The 15,741-nt window shown below is 71.2% G+C and carries 10 protein-coding genes; 8 read left to right on the forward strand and 2 right to left on the reverse strand.

All coding sequences use genetic code 11. The features are described 5' to 3' along the window. Positions 1–81: 81 nt before the first annotated feature. The 8 genes from GA0070618_RS23055 (at position 82) to GA0070618_RS23090 (ending at position 11,024) form a co-directional block, all read left to right on the forward strand. Positions 82–1,620 (forward strand): sugar ABC transporter ATP-binding protein, encoded by a 1,539-nt coding sequence (locus GA0070618_RS23055; RefSeq protein WP_088983484.1) that lies wholly within the window; start codon positions 82–84, stop codon positions 1,618–1,620. Beyond that, positions 1,617–2,687: an ABC transporter permease gene (locus tag GA0070618_RS23060; RefSeq protein WP_088983485.1), complete on the forward strand. Its 1,071-nt coding sequence runs from the start codon at positions 1,617–1,619 to the stop codon at positions 2,685–2,687. The genes GA0070618_RS23055 and GA0070618_RS23060 overlap by 4 nt, the downstream gene beginning before the upstream one ends. Continuing rightward, positions 2,684–3,676: a galactofuranose ABC transporter, permease protein YjfF gene (gene yjfF, locus GA0070618_RS23065; RefSeq protein WP_088983486.1), complete on the forward strand. Its 993-nt coding sequence runs from the start codon at positions 2,684–2,686 to the stop codon at positions 3,674–3,676. Before GA0070618_RS23060 ends, yjfF begins: the two co-directional genes overlap by 4 nt. Positions 3,677–3,702: 26 nt before the next feature. After that, the gene (gene araA / locus GA0070618_RS23070; protein WP_088983487.1) at positions 3,703–5,205 is read left to right on the forward strand and encodes an L-arabinose isomerase; all 1,503 of its coding nucleotides are present in this window, start codon (positions 3,703–3,705) and stop codon (positions 5,203–5,205) included. Positions 5,206–5,512: 307 nt separating this feature from the next. After that, positions 5,513–6,502 carry a LacI family DNA-binding transcriptional regulator gene (locus tag GA0070618_RS23075; protein WP_172900321.1) on the forward strand — a complete coding sequence of 330 codons (990 nt, stop codon included), beginning with the start codon at positions 5,513–5,515 and terminating at the stop codon, positions 6,500–6,502. Positions 6,503–6,700: 198 nt separating this feature from the next. Then, entirely contained in the window at positions 6,701–8,239 is a 1,539-nt protein-coding gene (locus tag GA0070618_RS23080) for a family 43 glycosylhydrolase (RefSeq protein ID WP_088983488.1), read from the forward strand. A 125-nt stretch (positions 8,240–8,364) separates the two neighbouring features. After that, positions 8,365–9,480 carry an arabinan endo-1,5-alpha-L-arabinosidase gene (locus tag GA0070618_RS23085; RefSeq protein ID WP_231931416.1) on the forward strand — a complete coding sequence of 372 codons (1,116 nt, stop codon included), beginning with the start codon at positions 8,365–8,367 and terminating at the stop codon, positions 9,478–9,480. 32 nt (positions 9,481–9,512) lie between these two features. Continuing rightward, entirely contained in the window at positions 9,513–11,024 is a 1,512-nt protein-coding gene (locus GA0070618_RS23090; RefSeq protein WP_088983489.1) for a family 43 glycosylhydrolase, read from the forward strand. A 137-nt stretch (positions 11,025–11,161) separates the two neighbouring features. Here GA0070618_RS23090 and GA0070618_RS23095 read toward each other — a convergent pair whose 3' ends face one another. Continuing rightward, positions 11,162–13,891 (reverse strand): beta-L-arabinofuranosidase domain-containing protein, encoded by a 2,730-nt coding sequence (locus tag GA0070618_RS23095; RefSeq protein WP_088983490.1) that lies wholly within the window; start codon positions 13,889–13,891, stop codon positions 11,162–11,164. Between the two features lie 110 nt (positions 13,892–14,001). After that, the gene (locus tag GA0070618_RS23100; protein ID WP_088983491.1) at positions 14,002–15,393 is read right to left on the reverse strand and encodes a glycoside hydrolase family 43 protein; all 1,392 of its coding nucleotides are present in this window, start codon (positions 15,391–15,393) and stop codon (positions 14,002–14,004) included. Positions 15,394–15,741 lie beyond the last annotated feature (348 nt).

Consider the following 15,741-nt stretch of genomic DNA (forward strand, 5'->3'; position numbering starts at 1 on the left):
CGGGGCCGCCGTCTCCGGACGACGGCCCCGACCGGTCACGCACGTCCGCACCCGCACCAGTTCCAGAAGAGGTCCGATGGTATGACGGGCAACCGTCCGGTCCTGACCATGACCGGGATCAGCAAGACCTTCCCCGGCGTCCGCGCGCTCCACGACGTCGACTTCCGGCTCTTCCCGGGCGAGGTCCACGCCCTGATGGGCGAGAACGGCGCCGGCAAGTCGACCCTGATCAAGGTGTTGACCGGGGTGTACGGCACCGACGAGGGCACGATCTCCCTCGACGGCGACCCGGTCGCCTTCGGCGGGCCGATGCAGGCCGCCGCCGCCGGCGTGAGCACCGTCTACCAGGAGGTCAACCTCTGCGCCAACCTGTCCGTGGCGGAGAACATCTTCATCGGCCGGGAACCCCGCCGTCTCGGGGCCGTCCGCTGGGGGGAGATGCGCCGACGGGCGCGGGAGCTCCTGACCCGGCTCGACCTCGACCTCGACGTCACCGCGCACCTCGGCACGTACTCGCTGGCGGTGCAGCAGATGGTCGCCATCGCGCGGGCGATCGACGTACGGGCCCGGGTGCTGATCCTCGACGAGCCGACCTCCAGCCTGGACGCCGGGGAGGTCGCCCAGCTGTTCCGGATCATGCGGCAGCTGCGGGACGAGGGCATCGCCATCCTCTTCGTCACGCACTTCCTCGACCAGGTCTACGCCATCGCCGACCGCATCACGGTGCTGCGCAACGGTGCCCTCGTCGGCGAGTACCGGACCGGGGAACTGCCGCAGTTCGGCCTGGTCGAGAAGATGATCGGCAAGGAACTCGACGTGCTGGAACGCCTCGACCAGCACCAGAAGCGGGTCGTCACCACCCGGGCCGGAGCCACCCCGATGGTGGACGCGGTGGAACTCGGGCGCAGGGGCGCGGTCGCGCCGTTCAGCCTGCGCATCCACGCCGGAGAGGTGGTCGGTCTGGCCGGCCTGCTCGGCTCCGGCCGGACCGAGGTGGCCCGGTTGCTGTTCGGCGCCGACCGCGCCGACCACGGCCGGGTCCGGGTCGACGGCGAGGCGGTCTCCCTGCGCAACCCGGTCCAGGCCATCGACCGGGGCATCGGCTTCTGCTCGGAGAACCGCCGTACCGAGGGCATCGTCCCCGACCTCACGGTGCAGGAGAACATGATCCTGGCGATGCAGGCCGCCCGTGGCTGGCTGCGTCCCGTTCCGCGCCGCCGGCAGGACGAGCTGGTCGAGAAGTACGTCCGGGCGCTCGGCATCCGGCCGGCCGACCCCGACCTGCCGGTCCGCAACCTCTCCGGCGGCAACCAGCAGAAGGTGCTCCTGGCCCGGTGGCTGATCACCGAGCCCCGCCTGCTGATCCTCGACGAACCCACCCGGGGTATCGACATCGGCGCCAAGGCGGAGATCCAGAAACTGGTGACGGAACTCTCCGACGGTGGCATGGCGGTGCTGTTCGTCTCCGCCGAACTGGAGGAGGTGCTGCGGCTGAGCCACCGCGTGGTGGTCATGCGCGACCGCACGATGGTCGCCGAACTCGCCAACGACGACACCGTGGACGCCGACCGCGTCATGCGGGCCATCGCCAGCGGAACGAACCGGGAGGCCGACCGATGAGGAGCATGCCGGACCGACTCCGCCCGCTGACCCGTCACCGGCTGTTCTGGCCGGCGCTCGTGCTCGTGGTCATGATCCTCGCGAACGCGATCCACCGGCCCGGTTTCCTCTCCGTCGAGGTCAAGAACGGGCACCTCTACGGCAGCCTGGTCGACATCCTCCGGCTCAGCGCGCCGCTGATCCTCGTCGCGCTCGGCATGACCCTGGTCATCGCCACCGGCGGCATCGACCTCTCGGTCGGCTCGACCTGTGCCATCAGCGGTGCCATCGCCTGTCTGTACGTCAGCGAGGCCCCCGACCAGAACGGCATGTCCACCCTGTGGACCGCGCTCGCCCTGGCCTGCGGCGCCGCGCTGGTGCTCGGCATGTGGAACGGCGTCCTGGTCGCCGTGATCGGGATCCAGCCCATCATCGCCACCCTGATCCTGATGGTGGCCGGCCGGGGGCTCGCCCAGTTGATCACCGAGGGGCAGATCATCACGATCAACTCGGACCCGTACCGGGCGATCGGCCTCGGACACTTCCTGACCCTTCCGCTCGCGGTCTTCATCGCCCTCGCCGGCACGCTGCTCGTCGCCGCGTTCACCCGCCGTACCGCGCTCGGTCTGATGGTCGAGTCGGTCGGCGGCAACGCCGGGGCCAGCCGGCTCGCCGGCATCCGCTCGGGCCGCATCGTCTTCCTGGTGTACGTGGTCAGCGCGGCCGGCGCGGCGGTCGCCGGGTTCATGATGACGGCCAACGTGTCCAGCGCCGACGGCAACGCCGTCGGCCTCTGGGTCGAACTCGACGCGATCCTCGCGGTCGTCATCGGCGGCACGTCGCTGGCCGGGGGGAGGTTCTCCCTCGGCGGCACCGTCCTCGGCGCCCTGATCATCCAGACCCTCACCACCACGGTGTACGCCATGAACATCTCGCCGCAGACGGCACTGCTGTTCAAGGCGGTGGTCGTCATCGCCGTCTGCCTCATCCAGTCGCCGCAGTTCCGCGCCACGGTCAGCCGGCGGCGGGCCGGACGGACACCCCGGCCGGCGACCCCGCGACGGGAGAAGGAGCAGGTGCCGGCATGAGCAGCACGTCACTGGTCGACGGCCGGTCCCGGCGTCCGACGCTGCCGCGACGGCACATCCCCGTCCTGGCCACGCTCGCCCTGCTGCTGGTCATGTACGGCATCGGGGTGTCCCAGTACCGGGCGTTCTCGAACGTCCAGGTCGTCTTCAACATCTTCATCGACCACGGCTTCCTGCTGGTGGTCGCGGTCGGCATGACCCTGGTGATCCTCACCGGCGGCATCGACCTGTCGGTCGGCTCGGTGGTCGCCATGACCGCGATGGTGTCGGCTTCGCTGCTGCGCGACGGTGTGCCGTCGCTGCTCGTGCTCCTCGTCGCCCTGCTGATCGGGCCGACGCTCGGGTTCCTGATGGGCTGCGCGATCCACTTCTTCGAGATCCAGCCGTTCGTCGTCACCCTCGCCGGGATGTTCTTCGCCCGGGGCATGTGCACGTTCATCAGCGACTCCTCCATCCCCATCACCGACGGCTTCTGGACGACCATGTCGCAGCAGCGGATCGGCGACCCACGGGGGAACTTCGTGTCGATCAGCGTGCTGATCGCGTTCGCGGTGGTCCTCGTCGCCGCGTACGTGCTCGCGTACACCCGGTTCGGTCGCAACGTGTACGCGATCGGCGGCAACCCCCAGTCCGCGCTGCTGATGGGTCTGCCGGTCGGGCGTACCCGGATCGCCGTCTACACGGTCAGCGGGCTGTGCGCGGCCGTCGGCGGCATCCTGCTGTCCTTCTACACCCTCTCCGGCGCGCCGCTGATCGCCGTCGGCATGGAACTGGACGTGATCGCCGCCGTCGTCATCGGCGGGACGGTCCTCACCGGCGGGTCCGGCTACGTCTTCGGCACGGTGCTCGGGGTGCTGGTCCTGGGCGTCATCCAGACCCTGATCACGTTCGACGGCAGCCTGAACTCCTGGTGGACCCGGATCGTGATCGGAGGGCTGCTGTTCGCGTTCATCCTCCTCCAGCGCCTCGTCGGCATCCGCCTCAAGTGACAGCCCCTCTCGCGGAAGGCACCTCCATGGCAACGCACGCGCAACCCGAGATCTGGTTCCTCACCGGAAGCCAGGGCCTCTACGGCGAGGACACCCTCCGGCAGGTCGCCGACCAGTCCCGACAGATCGCGGCACAGCTCGACGCCGCGCCGGGCGTTCCCGTCCGGGTGGTCTGGAAGCCGGTCCTGACCACCAGCGCCGACATCCTCCAGGCCTGCCGGGACGCCGCCGGGCAGGGCGCGGTCGGGGTGATCGCCTGGATGCACACCTTCTCCCCGGCGAAGATGTGGATCGCCGGCCTGGACGCGCTGCGGACGCCGCTGCTGCACCTGCACACCCAGGCCAACGTCCTGCTGCCGTGGGACGAGATCGACATGGACTTCATGAACCTGAACCAGGCCGCCCACGGCGACCGCGAGTTCGGTTTCGTCCAGGCCCGCCTCGGCGTGGCGCGCAAGACCGTCGCCGGGCACGTCAGCGACCCCCGGGTGATCTCCCGGGTCGGCGCGTGGGCGCGCGCGGCACTCGGGTACGCGGCGATGCGGTCGCTGCGGCTGGCCCGCTTCGGTGACAACATGCGCGACGTCGCCGTCACCGAGGGCGACAAGGTCGAGGCGGAGCTGCGGTTCGGCGTCTCGGTCAACACCTACGGGGTCAACGACCTCGTCGCGGTCGTCGACCAGGTGGCCGACGCGCAGATCGACGACCTGGTCAAGGAGTACGACGACACGTACCGGGTCGACCAGCGGCTGCGGCCCGGCGGGGCACGGCACGACTCCCTGCGTTACGCCGCGCGCCTGGAACTGGGCCTGCGCGCGTTCCTCGACGCGGGCGGGTTCCGGGCCTTCACCACGAACTTCGAGGACCTCGGCGGCCTGCGGCAGCTGCCCGGCATCGCGGTGCAGCGGCTGATGGCCGACGGGTACGGCTTCGGCGGCGAGGGTGACTGGAAGACCTCCGTCCTGGTCCGCACGCTCAAGGCGATGGCGGTCGGTGTCCCGGGCGGGACCTCCTTCATGGAGGACTACACCTACGACCTCACCCCCGGCGACGAGCTGGTGCTCGGCGCACACATGCTCGAGGTCTGCCCGACGATCGCCGACGGCACGCCGAACGCCGAGATCCATCCACTCGGTATCGGCGGCCGGGAGGACCCGGTGCGCCTGGTCTTCGACGCCGCACCGGGCCCGGCGGTGGTGCTCGGCATGGCGGACATGGGGGAGCGGTTCCGCCTGGTGGCCAACGAGGTGGACGTGGTGACGCCGCCGCACCCGCTGCGGAGGCTCCCGGTGGCCCGGGCCGTCTGGCGGCCCCGCCCACACCTCGCCGGCTCGGCGGAGGCGTGGATCACCGCCGGTGCGCCCCACCACACGGTCCTGTCGCAGGCGGTGGGTGTCGAGGAGCTGCACGACCTGGCCGAGATGACCCGGACCGAACTGCTGGTGATCGACGCCGACACCGAACCGCGTCGCTTCGCCGCCGAGATCCGGTGGAACCAGGCGTACTACCGTCTCGCCCGGGGGCTCTGAGCCGCGAGGTCCCGGCGAACTCCGCCGGTCCTCCGGTCCCGATCGCGGGGCGGCTGGCGCCCGGGATTCTCCCTCACCGCACCCTGACACGGTCCGGAGTCGATGGCCCCCGCACGGGTGAGGCCGGCAGGCGCCCGAAGCGGCTGGCGTAGACTGGTGGCGATCCAGCCCTGGCCACCCGGCAGAAACCGACGTGGCGGCTGCGAGAGCGAGTTCGCGCACCGGGCCGTTTCGCCAGTCGACGTCGAGGGCCGTGGTCGCCGACGGGCAGGCGGGGGAGAGTGAGGTGGCCGTGCGCGGTCCTGCGATGACGGACGTGGCTCGCCTCGCCGGGGTTTCCCACCAGACGGTGTCCCGGGTGCTCAACGGGCACCCCAACGTGCGCGAGCAGACCCGGCTGCGGGTCCAGGCCGCGATCGCCGAACTGGGCTACCGCCCCAACCGGGCGGCCCGCGCGCTGGTCACCGGCCGGTCCCAGGTGATCGGCGTGGTCGCCCAGAACACCACCCTCTACGGCCCGGCGTCCCTGCTGGCCGCCCTGGAGCAGGAGGCCGCCGAGGCCGGCTTCGCGGTCAGCGTCGGCAGTGTGCGGGATCTGGACCACCGGTCGATCTCGGCGGCGGTCGAGCGGCACCTGGCCCACCGGGTGGCGGGCATCGTGGTGATCGCGCCGGTCGAGTCGGCCGGCGAGGCCCTCGAACGACTGCCCCAGGACGTTCCGCTGGTGACCGTCGACGGTGACCCGCGTCGACCGGTTCCGCTGGTGACGGTGGACCAGGTCGCCGGCGCCCGGGCCGCCACCCAGCACCTCCTCGACGCCGGGCACCGTACGGTCTGGCACGTGTCCGGGCCGCCGGACTGGTTCGACAGCGCCGGCCGGATCGAGGGGTGGCGCGAGGCGTTGCAGGCTGCCGGCGTCGAGGTCCCGCCCCTGGTGCCGGCGGACTGGTCCGCCGCCGCCGGATACCGCTGCGGGCAGATGCTGGCCCGGATGCCGGAGGTCACCGCGGTCTTCACCGCCAACGACCATCTGGCCCTCGGCGTGCTGCGTGCCCTGCACGAGCAGGGCCGGCGGGTGCCGGACGAGATCAGCGTGGTGGGTTTCGACGACGTGCCGGAGGCCGCGTACTTCATCCCGCCGTTGACCACGGTGCGGCCGGATTTCGTCGCGGTCGCCCGGGCGAGCCTGGACCTGCTGCTGGCGCAGATCGAGTCGGCCACCGGTGGCGCGCTGCGCCGGACCATCGCGCCGACCCTGGTCGCCCGGAACAGCGTCGCCGCCCCACCATCCCGCTGACCGGGTCGCCGGTGAAGCGCTTTCCTTGACATCCGTAAATGTTAACGCGAACATTGCTGTGTCATCTCGGTGCACTGTCGCCGTCACCCACCCGCCCTGCCGGTGCGTCTCCCGGCGGAGGGTGTCCACGAGCCCCGCGCGGCGGCGCCGTCACACCGCTGCCCGATCCGGCATCGGCTGTCGATAGGGAGGAAGTTCATGAAGGTGGACGACGCGGTGCCCCGGCCCGGTCCGCGATGGCGGGGCCTGCGGGCGTTGGCAGCCGCCGCAGTGGCGGTGGTGACCCTGGTGACGGTCGGCCTGGTGGCGGTCGGCGGGCCGGCCGGGCCGTCGCCGGCGTGGGCGGCGACGGTGGACGTCGGGGCGACGTACGTGTTCGTCAACCGACACAGCGGCAGGGCGATGGACGTCTACGACTGGTCGACGGCCGACGACGCGCCGGTCAACCAGTGGACGCGCAACGACCTCGCGGTGCAGCAGTGGCAGTTCGTCGACGCGGGCGGAGGCTACTACCGGATCCGTTCCCGGCACAGCGGGAAGGTGCTGGACCTGCCGAGCGCGGCGGACGGAACCCAGTTGGTGCAGCGGACCGACAGCGGGGCCGCGACGCAGCAGTTCCGGTTGCAGGACTCGGCGGACGGGTTCGTCCGCTTCGTCAACCGGCACAGCGGCAAGGTCATCGACGTGTGGAACTGGTCCACGGCCGACGGTGGGGTGCTGGCCGGTTACCAGAACCTCGACGGGGCGAACCAGCAGTGGCAACTGGTCCGGCTCGGCGGCAACCCGGGACGGACGTTCACCAACCCGATCAAGCGCAACGGCCCGGACCCGTGGCTGACCCACCACAACGGCTACTACTACCTGGCCACCACCACGTGGAACTCGACGATCACCATGCGCCGGTCCGCCACGCTCGGCGGGTTGTCCACCGCCCCGGACCAGGTCGTCTTCAACCTGTCGGGGCGGCCGAACGGCTGCTGCAACATGTGGGCACCGGAGTTCCACCTGATCAACGGTCCGAACGGTCCCCGCTGGTACCTCTACTACACCGCGGGCCAGAACGTCCCCGACTTCAACCCGACGCAACGCCTGCACGTCCTGGAGAGCGCCGGCACCGACCCGATGGGTCCGTACACCTTCAAGGCCGACCTCGGCGCGGACTGGCAGCTCGACGCCAGCATCCTGACCGTCGCCAACCGGCTCTACCTGATGGGCACCTACAACGCCGGTGGCAGCTACGGCCAGAGCCTGTTCATCACCCCGATGAGCAACCCGTGGACGCTGTCGGGCAGCCGGGTCCGGCTGACCTCGCCCACGCTGCCCTGGGAACGGCAGACCCACCCGGTGGCCGAGGGTCCGGAGCCGCTGTACCACAACGGACGCACCATGATCGTCTACTCGGCCAGCGCCTGTTGGGGACCGGACTACAAGCTCGGCCTGTTGACCCTCACCGGCAGCGACCCGCTCAACCCGGCGCACTGGACGAAGAAACCGGAACCGGTGTTCCAGCGCAACGACGCCAACGGTGTCTTCGCGCCGGGCCACAACGGCTTCTTCACGTCCCCGGACGGCACCGAGAGCTGGATCGTCTACCACGCGAACGACTCGGCGGGCGGCGGTTGCGACATGAACCGGTCCACCCGGGCGCAGCGGTTCACCTGGAACGCCGACGGCACGCCCAACTTCGGGACGCCCGTCCGCCTCGGCAGCCCGGTCGCCGTCCCGTCCGGGGAGTGAGGCCGACGGCCGGACCGACAGGACGCGCGGCCACGACGTCGACCGACATACCCGGACGGGCGACGCCCGCCCCGACGCGGCGGATCGCCGCATCGGTACCGATCAGGCTTCACGGAAGGAGTGGCATGGAGACGAGAACCGAGATGCCGCCGGTGGGTTCCCGGTGCCGCGGCTGGCGGGCATGGTCGGCAGCCGGGGTGGCGGTGGCGACGCTGGTGGCCGCCGGTGTGCTGGTCGGGTCACCCCCGGGATCAGCGGCGAGCCCCGGCACGACCCCCGGCCACCGGGGCACCGTCGGGACCGACCAGGGGCCTCCCGGCGGCAGCCGGCCGGCCGCCGCGTCCACGGACGTCGCGGTGGCGGCCTACCCCCAGCCGGGCCGGGTCGCCGGGGACATCGGCGTGCACGACCCGACGGTCGTCAAACGCCCCGAGGGCGGCTACCTCGTCGCCCACACCGGCACCAACGTCGCGCTGAAGACCTCCACCGACCGGATCACCTTCCGCAACGCCGGCGCGGTCTTCCCCGGTGGCGCGCCGTGGACCACCACCTACACCAACGGCAGCCGCAACCTCTGGGCGCCGGACCTGTCGTACCACAATGGTCGCTACCTCCTGTACTACTCGGCGTCGACCTTCGGCTCGAACCGGTCGGCGATCTTCCTCGCCACCAGCACCACCGGCGCGTCGGGCAGCTGGACCCACGAGGGCCTGGTCGTCGAGTCGCGCACCAGCGACAACTTCAACGCCATCGACCCGAACCTGACGATCGACGACCAGGGCCGCTGGTGGTTGAGCTTCGGCTCGTTCTGGTCCGGCATCAAACTCGTCCCGATCGACCCCGCCACCGGGCGACGGTCGGGCACGGCGATGCACAGCCTGGCCTCCTACGGACCCGGCATCGAGGCTCCCGTCATCGTCAAGCGGGGCGCCTGGTACTACCTGTACGTCTCGTTCGACCGCTGCTGCCAGGGCGCCGCCAGCACCTACCGGACGATGGTCGGTCGCTCCGCCGCCCCGACCGGGCCGTTCCTCGACCGCGCCGGCCGGAACATGCTCTCCGGCGGCGGCACGGAGATCCTCGCCTCGCACGGCAGCGTCCACGGCCCCGGCCATCCGGCCGTGCTCGCGGACCACGACGGCGACCTGCTCTTCTACCACTACTACGCCGACAACGGGGTGTCGCTGCTCGGCATCAACCGGATCGGGTACGACGCCGCCGGGTGGCCCTACCTCTTCTGACCGACGACCGTCCGCGACGTCCTGGAGGAACGATGCCCCCACCCCGCCGCACCAGGCCCGCCCCCCGTCGGCCCGCCCGCCCGGACCACACCGGCCACCCCGCCCGCCGGTGGCTACGGGCGACCCTGGCCGCCGTACTGGTGACCCTCGCCGTCTCGGCCGGCCTGCCGGTGGCCGGGCCCGCGCACGCCGCCCCCGCGGTCACCTACACGAACCCGCTGGCGAACCAGCGCGCCGACCCGCACATCGTCCGGCACACCGACGGCTACTACTACCTGACGGCCACCGTGCCGCAGTACGACCGGATCGTGCTGCGCCGCGCGTCCACCCTGCAGGGCCTGGCCACGGCCCCCGAGACGACGATCTGGTACCGGCACGCCAGCGGGGAGATGGGCGCCCACATCTGGGCACCCGAGATCCACTTCATCAACAACCGGTGGTACGTCTACTTCGCCGCGGGGCGGACCGACGACGTGTGGCGGATCCGGATGTACGTGCTGGAGAACGCGAGCGCGAACCCGCTGACCGGCTCGTGGACCGAACGCGGCCGGATCACCACGCCGTGGGACACCTTCAGCCTGGACGCCTCGACCTTCGTGGTCAACGGTGTGCGCTACCTGACCTGGGCGCAGCAGGAGCCGGGCATCTCCACCAACTCCAACGTCTACCTCGCCCGGATGGGCGCCAACCCCTGGCAGATCACCGGCACGGTGACCCGGCTGGTCGTGCCGACGTACGACTGGGAGACCCGGGGGTTCCGGGTGGCCGAGGGACCGGCGGTGATCCAGCGCAACGGCCGGGTCTTCCTGACCTACTCGGCGAGCGCGACGGACGCCAACTACTGCCTCGGGATGCTGACCGCCTCCGCCACGGCGAACCTGCTCGACCCGGCCGCCTGGAGCAAGAGCCCCACCCCGGTGTTCGCCAGCAACGCCGCCACCGGCCAGTACGGCCCCGGACACAACTCGTTCACCGTCTCCGAGGACGGGCAGAGCGACATCCTGGTCTACCACGACCGCAACTACCGGGACATCGTCGGTGACCCGCTCGACGACCCGAACCGACGGACCCGGATCCAGAAGCTGTACTGGAACGCGGACGGCACCCCGAACCTCGGCATCCCGGTGCCCGACGGCGTCACGCCGGTCCGGTTGCGCTCGCACGACCTGTCCACCAGCTACCTGCGGCACTACGACTACCGGGCCCGGGTCGAGCCGAACGTCACCAACCTGGCCGACTCGCAGTTCCGCATCGTCACCGGGCTCGCCGGGGCCGGCTCGGTGTCGCTGGAGTCGACCAACAATCCCGGCTACTACCTGCGGCACCGGGGCTTCGCCCTGTACGTCGAGCGGGACGACGGCACGGCGCTCTTCGACGCGGACGCGAGCTTCCAGCGGCGGGCCGGCCTGGCCGACGCCTCGGGGCTCTCGCTGGAGTCGCAGAACTTCCCGGGCCGGTACGTACGCCACCGGGACGGGCTGCTCCACCTGGAGGCGGTGAACTCGACGGCCGAGCGGGCCTCGGCCACCTTCCACCTGGAATAGCCCCTCCCGAGCCGGACCCACGCCGCCGACCCAGGCCCGCACGGTCAGACGAACGGCACGACCACCGCCGGCCGGCCCCCTCCCGGGGCCGGCCGGTCGCGTCGTGGGTCACCGGCCGGCGACCGGTGTCCGACGGGTCACACGAACCGCCAGCGCTGGTCGGCGGCACCGCTGTCGTCGCCGAGCACGACCTGGGCTCCCTGGTTGCGGGAACCGCCGCTGACGCCGAGGACCCGACCGCCGTCGGCGCACTGGATGCGGAAGTAGCCACCACCGCCGTACCGCAGTCGCCACCGGTGGTTCAGGGCACCGTTGTCGGCCCACTGCACGATCCGGGCACCGGCGGTGGCGCTACCCTCGACGGCGAGCACCTTGCCGCTGTGCGAGTTGCGCAGCCGGAGGTGACCGCCGTCCACGATCGCGGTCCAGAGGTGGTCGGCGGTGCCGCTGTCACCCCACTGGATGACGAGACCGCCGTCGGCGGTGGACATGTCCCGCACACCGAGCACCAGGCCGCTGGCGAGGTTCTGGATCCGCCGGGCCCCATTCGGCAGGAACCGCCACTGGTTGTCCGGGCTGCCGTCGTCCCGGTCCTGCACCGCCAGGGCGCCCTGGCCGGTGGCGCCCCCCGAGATGGCGAGCAGCTTGCCGCTGTGCACGTTGCGCAGCTTGTGGGTGCCGTCGCCGACGTCGACCACCGTCCAGAGATGGTCGGCGGTGCCGTTGTCCGCCCACTGGAGAACCCGCGCGTTGTCGGCGGTGGACATGTTCTCCACGCCGAGCACCTTGCCGCTGTGCACGTTGCGCAGCCGGACGGCCGCACCGTCGACCAGCATCTGCCAGTCGTGGTCGGCGGTGCCGGTGTCGCCCCACTGGAGCGCGAGTCCGCCGTCGGCGGTGGACATGTCCTGGATGCCGAGCACGAGACCGCTGGCCGCGTTGGCGAGGCGGAAACTGGCGTCGCCGCCGGTGCCGACACGCCAGTACACCGTGTAGTTGTGTCCGTGGGCGTCGTAGAAGGGTCCGAGCCGGACCGGCGCGCCGTCGGCGACGGCGGTGAACGCCAGGGTGCTGTCGCCGGTCCGTCGGACCGAGCCGACGTCCAGCGCGGGAAGCCTGCTCAGGGCGGTGTCGCCGTAGTCGCCGGACAGCACCACCGGGCCGTACGTGATCGCCTGGACCGCCGCGTCGTCGTTGGCGGCGGCCATGACGACGCGCATCGGCAGGCGGACCGTGACGACGTCGCCCGAGGTCCAGGCCCGGTTCAGGACGGCGTAGGTGCCCGGCGTCGTGGCGATCTGCTGCGGCGTGCCGTTGACACTGACGGTCGCCCCGCTCGTCCACGCCGGGATCCGGATCCGCATCGTCCACGACCCGCCGACCGATCCGGTGACGGTCAGGGTGGTGGTGTCGCTGACCGGGTAGGCGGTGGTCTGGGTGACGGTGATGCCGCGTCGCGTCCAGTCGAGCACCGACGGCATGAACAGGTTCACCGTCAGCGTCGTGCCGTTCTGGAAGTAGATCGAGTCCATCAGCGTGGTGTTGGTCTCCAGGCCGGTGCCCTGGCAGCACCAGAAGGAGTGGTGGTCGGTGCTCCAGGTGCCGCCGCCCCAGGCCGGGCCGACGCCCCGCCGACCGCCCGGGTGCAGCGGCGTGAAGTAGGTGACGTGCCCGCGGGCGTCGGCCGGGTTCTGCTGCCCGATCAGGTGGTTGAGCAGCGCCCGCTCGTAGTAGTCGACGTACGCGACCCGGTTCGGGTCCAACTGCCACAGCTCCCGGGTCAGCCGGAGCATGTTGTAGGTGTTGCACGCCTCGCAGGTGTCGCTGCGCAGGTATCCGGCGATGGCGTCGGGGGCCCGGAAGTGCTCGGCCTGGCTGTTGCCACCGATCACGTAGGTGTGCGCGTCGACGGTGATGGACCACGCGTTGGCGGCGATGTCCCGGTAACGGGTGACGCCGGTGGCCTTGAACTCCCGGGCGGCGCCGATCCACTTCGGCACCTGGGTGTTGGCGTGCAGTCCGTTGAGCCGGTCCTGGTTCGCCGCGAGCGGGTCGAACACGGCGGCGTGGTCGAACCGCTGCGCGACGGTCAGCCAGCGGGCGTCACCGGTCTGCTGGTACAGGTCGGCCAGCACCGCGTTCATGCCGCCGAACTCGGTGCCCAGCATGGCCTGCATCTGGGCGGTGGTGAGTCGACCGGTGCGCCGGTCGACCCAGCCGGCGAGCGCCAGCAGGACGTCGCGGGCCCGGTTGTCGCCGACCAGACGCCACACGTCGAGCAGCCCGGCGAGGGTCTTGTGGACGCAGTAGTAGGGGACGTTGCGGTTGGTCAGCGTGCGGTTCTCCAGCGCGGTGAAGTCGGACTCCGGGAACCCGGAGAGGTAGCCGGCGTTGAAGCCGACGGAGGCGTTGTTCGCCTGACACTTCGCCAGCTCGGCCACCACGTGGGTCGCCCTGTCGCGGCAGGTGGTGTCGCCGAGCACCGCCCAGGCGTACGCCCACGCGCTGAGGAAGTGCCCCTGCACGTGGGTGCGGAACGGGAAGTCGGGGGCGTCCCAGCCGCCGTTCGGTGTCGCGCCGGCCGTGGACAGGCCGTGGTTGGCGCGGAAGTTGTAGAGCAGCCGGTTGACGTCGACGAACCGCAGGTAGGCCAGCGTGCGGTTCTGGTTGTCCTGCCAGCGGCTCGCGGTCAGCCGGACCTGGCCCGGGTCGAACGCGTGGGCGGAGACGCCGATGTCGGGCCGGGCCGGGGGCAGGACGGCGCCGGCGTCGGCGCGGGATCCGAGGACCGGCGCGACGGCGGTGCCGACGGCCGTCGCGCCGGCGGCGCGGAGAAGGGAACGACGGTTCAGGGCGGGAGATGGCATCACGGCCTCCGGAACTGGGGGTCCCGTCCGAGGACGGGCGGGTTGGACCGGTCGGTGGCCCGGCCCGAGCCGTCGCACGGTCGGCGGAACGGGTCGGACGGACCGGACCGCTAGGAGACGATCCGGAAGGTCGCGTCCTGCCGGTCGACGAGAGCGGAGGACGCGCCCAGCGGGTCGATGCGCAGCAGGTATCCGGAGTGGCGCAGGTAGCGGTCCGGGACGTTGTGCGAGCGGAACGACGTCCAGGAGGCGTCGGCCAGCCCGGGCGTCCGGTGGAAGGTGGCGTCGGCGCGGAACGTGGCGCTGCCGTCGTCGGGGTCGAGCCGGACCGCGTAGCCGCTGTGTCGCAGGTAGCTGCCGGGTCGGTTCACCGCCTCGAAGGAGACGCCGGCGGCGTCGGCGAGACCGGGCACCATCCGCCACATCTGGTCCTGGTACGGCTCCAGCGGGTACGGGTCGATCCGGCCCACGTTGTTCTGGTGCCGGACGACGCGGTCGGGGAAGTTGGACGACTTCAGCCGCACCCAGTTCGGGGTTCCCCACCTGCTGATCAGGCCGCTGTACTCGGCCTCGGTGAGGCCGACGACCGAGCCGTGCTTCGAGTTCAGTGGTGGGGTGTAGTCGCGCTGGTTCAGCACCGACCAGGAGTTGTTCCCGATGTTGCCGCTCGACCACAGGTAGAAGTCGTTGTTGACCGGGCTGAACGAGTCGCCCCAGAGCCACCAGCCGGCGCCGTCGTTGCGCCGGACCAGGTGCACCCCCTCGATGGCGTTGCCCTGCCGCAGCCCGCTCGTGTAGGTGGTGAAGCTGTTCGGCGCGCCGGTGCTCGACCGGGCGCCGTACAGGTAACCGTCGGCCAGGTTCTTGTAGTACAGGTACGTGACACCGCCGTGGACCTGGATGTCCGGGTCGAGCACCGGGAATCCGGGGCTGAAGTAGGTCTGCGGGCCGCTGACGGTGCGGAAGTCGCTCGTGTAGTTCACCAGGAACAGGTCCGCGGTGGTGTTGGCCGAGTAGACGATGGCGTACTGGCCGCGGGCCGCGTCCCAGAACACCGTGGGCGCCCAGGTGTGGACGTTGCTGTAGGTGTGCATCCGGATGCGCCGGTAGCCGGTGAAGCTGGTCAGGTCGGCCGAGTCGTACACGTGCAGGTACTGGCTGACGCGCGCGAAGTCGGTGCCGCGCAGGTCGGTGGCGACCACCACGAAGGTGCCGTCCTGTTTGCGAAGGAGGAAGGGGTCCCGCAGACCGAGCTCACCGGCGGTCGGCGTGGCCACCGGACGGTTCTGGTTCAGCGGGGTCCAGTTCAGGCCGTCCCGGCTGACGGCGAGGTGCAGACCGTAGTCGGCCCCGGACTGGTTCGGTGACTCGGTGAAGTAGGTCTTGACGTAGGCGGTGTGGGTGGCGGCCGATGCCCTCCGGGGGGCGAGCGTCAACCCGGCGGCGGTGGCCGCGCCGGTCGCGACCATGCCGAGGGTGAAGGCTCGTCGGGTCAGCGTCATGGGGGTGGCCTTTCTCGGTGGCGACGGTGCGACGACGACGGTGCGGGACGGGACGTCACGGGGCCGGAGCGGGATCAGGCGTGGCTCGGCGGGGGCGGGGCGTCCCCGCAGCGGCGGTCGCGCCGGGCGCGGCCGGCGACCAGAACACATTCCGGCTACGTTCATCGATGTTATCGCTAACATAGCCGTCCGTTGACGTGCTTGCAAGGCATCACCCCGTACGCCGGGCGGACGCCGGTGGTCTGCCGGACGTGGGCCCGGACCGCGGCCCCGGACCGTTCCACGATGATGTCGTCCGTGGTCGGTGCGGCAGGGGCCGGGCCGGAGGTTGACCCTCTCCCCGGGGGA

This window comes from Micromonospora echinospora, assembly GCF_900091495.1.
GTDB classification, from domain to species: domain Bacteria; phylum Actinomycetota; class Actinomycetes; order Mycobacteriales; family Micromonosporaceae; genus Micromonospora; species Micromonospora echinospora.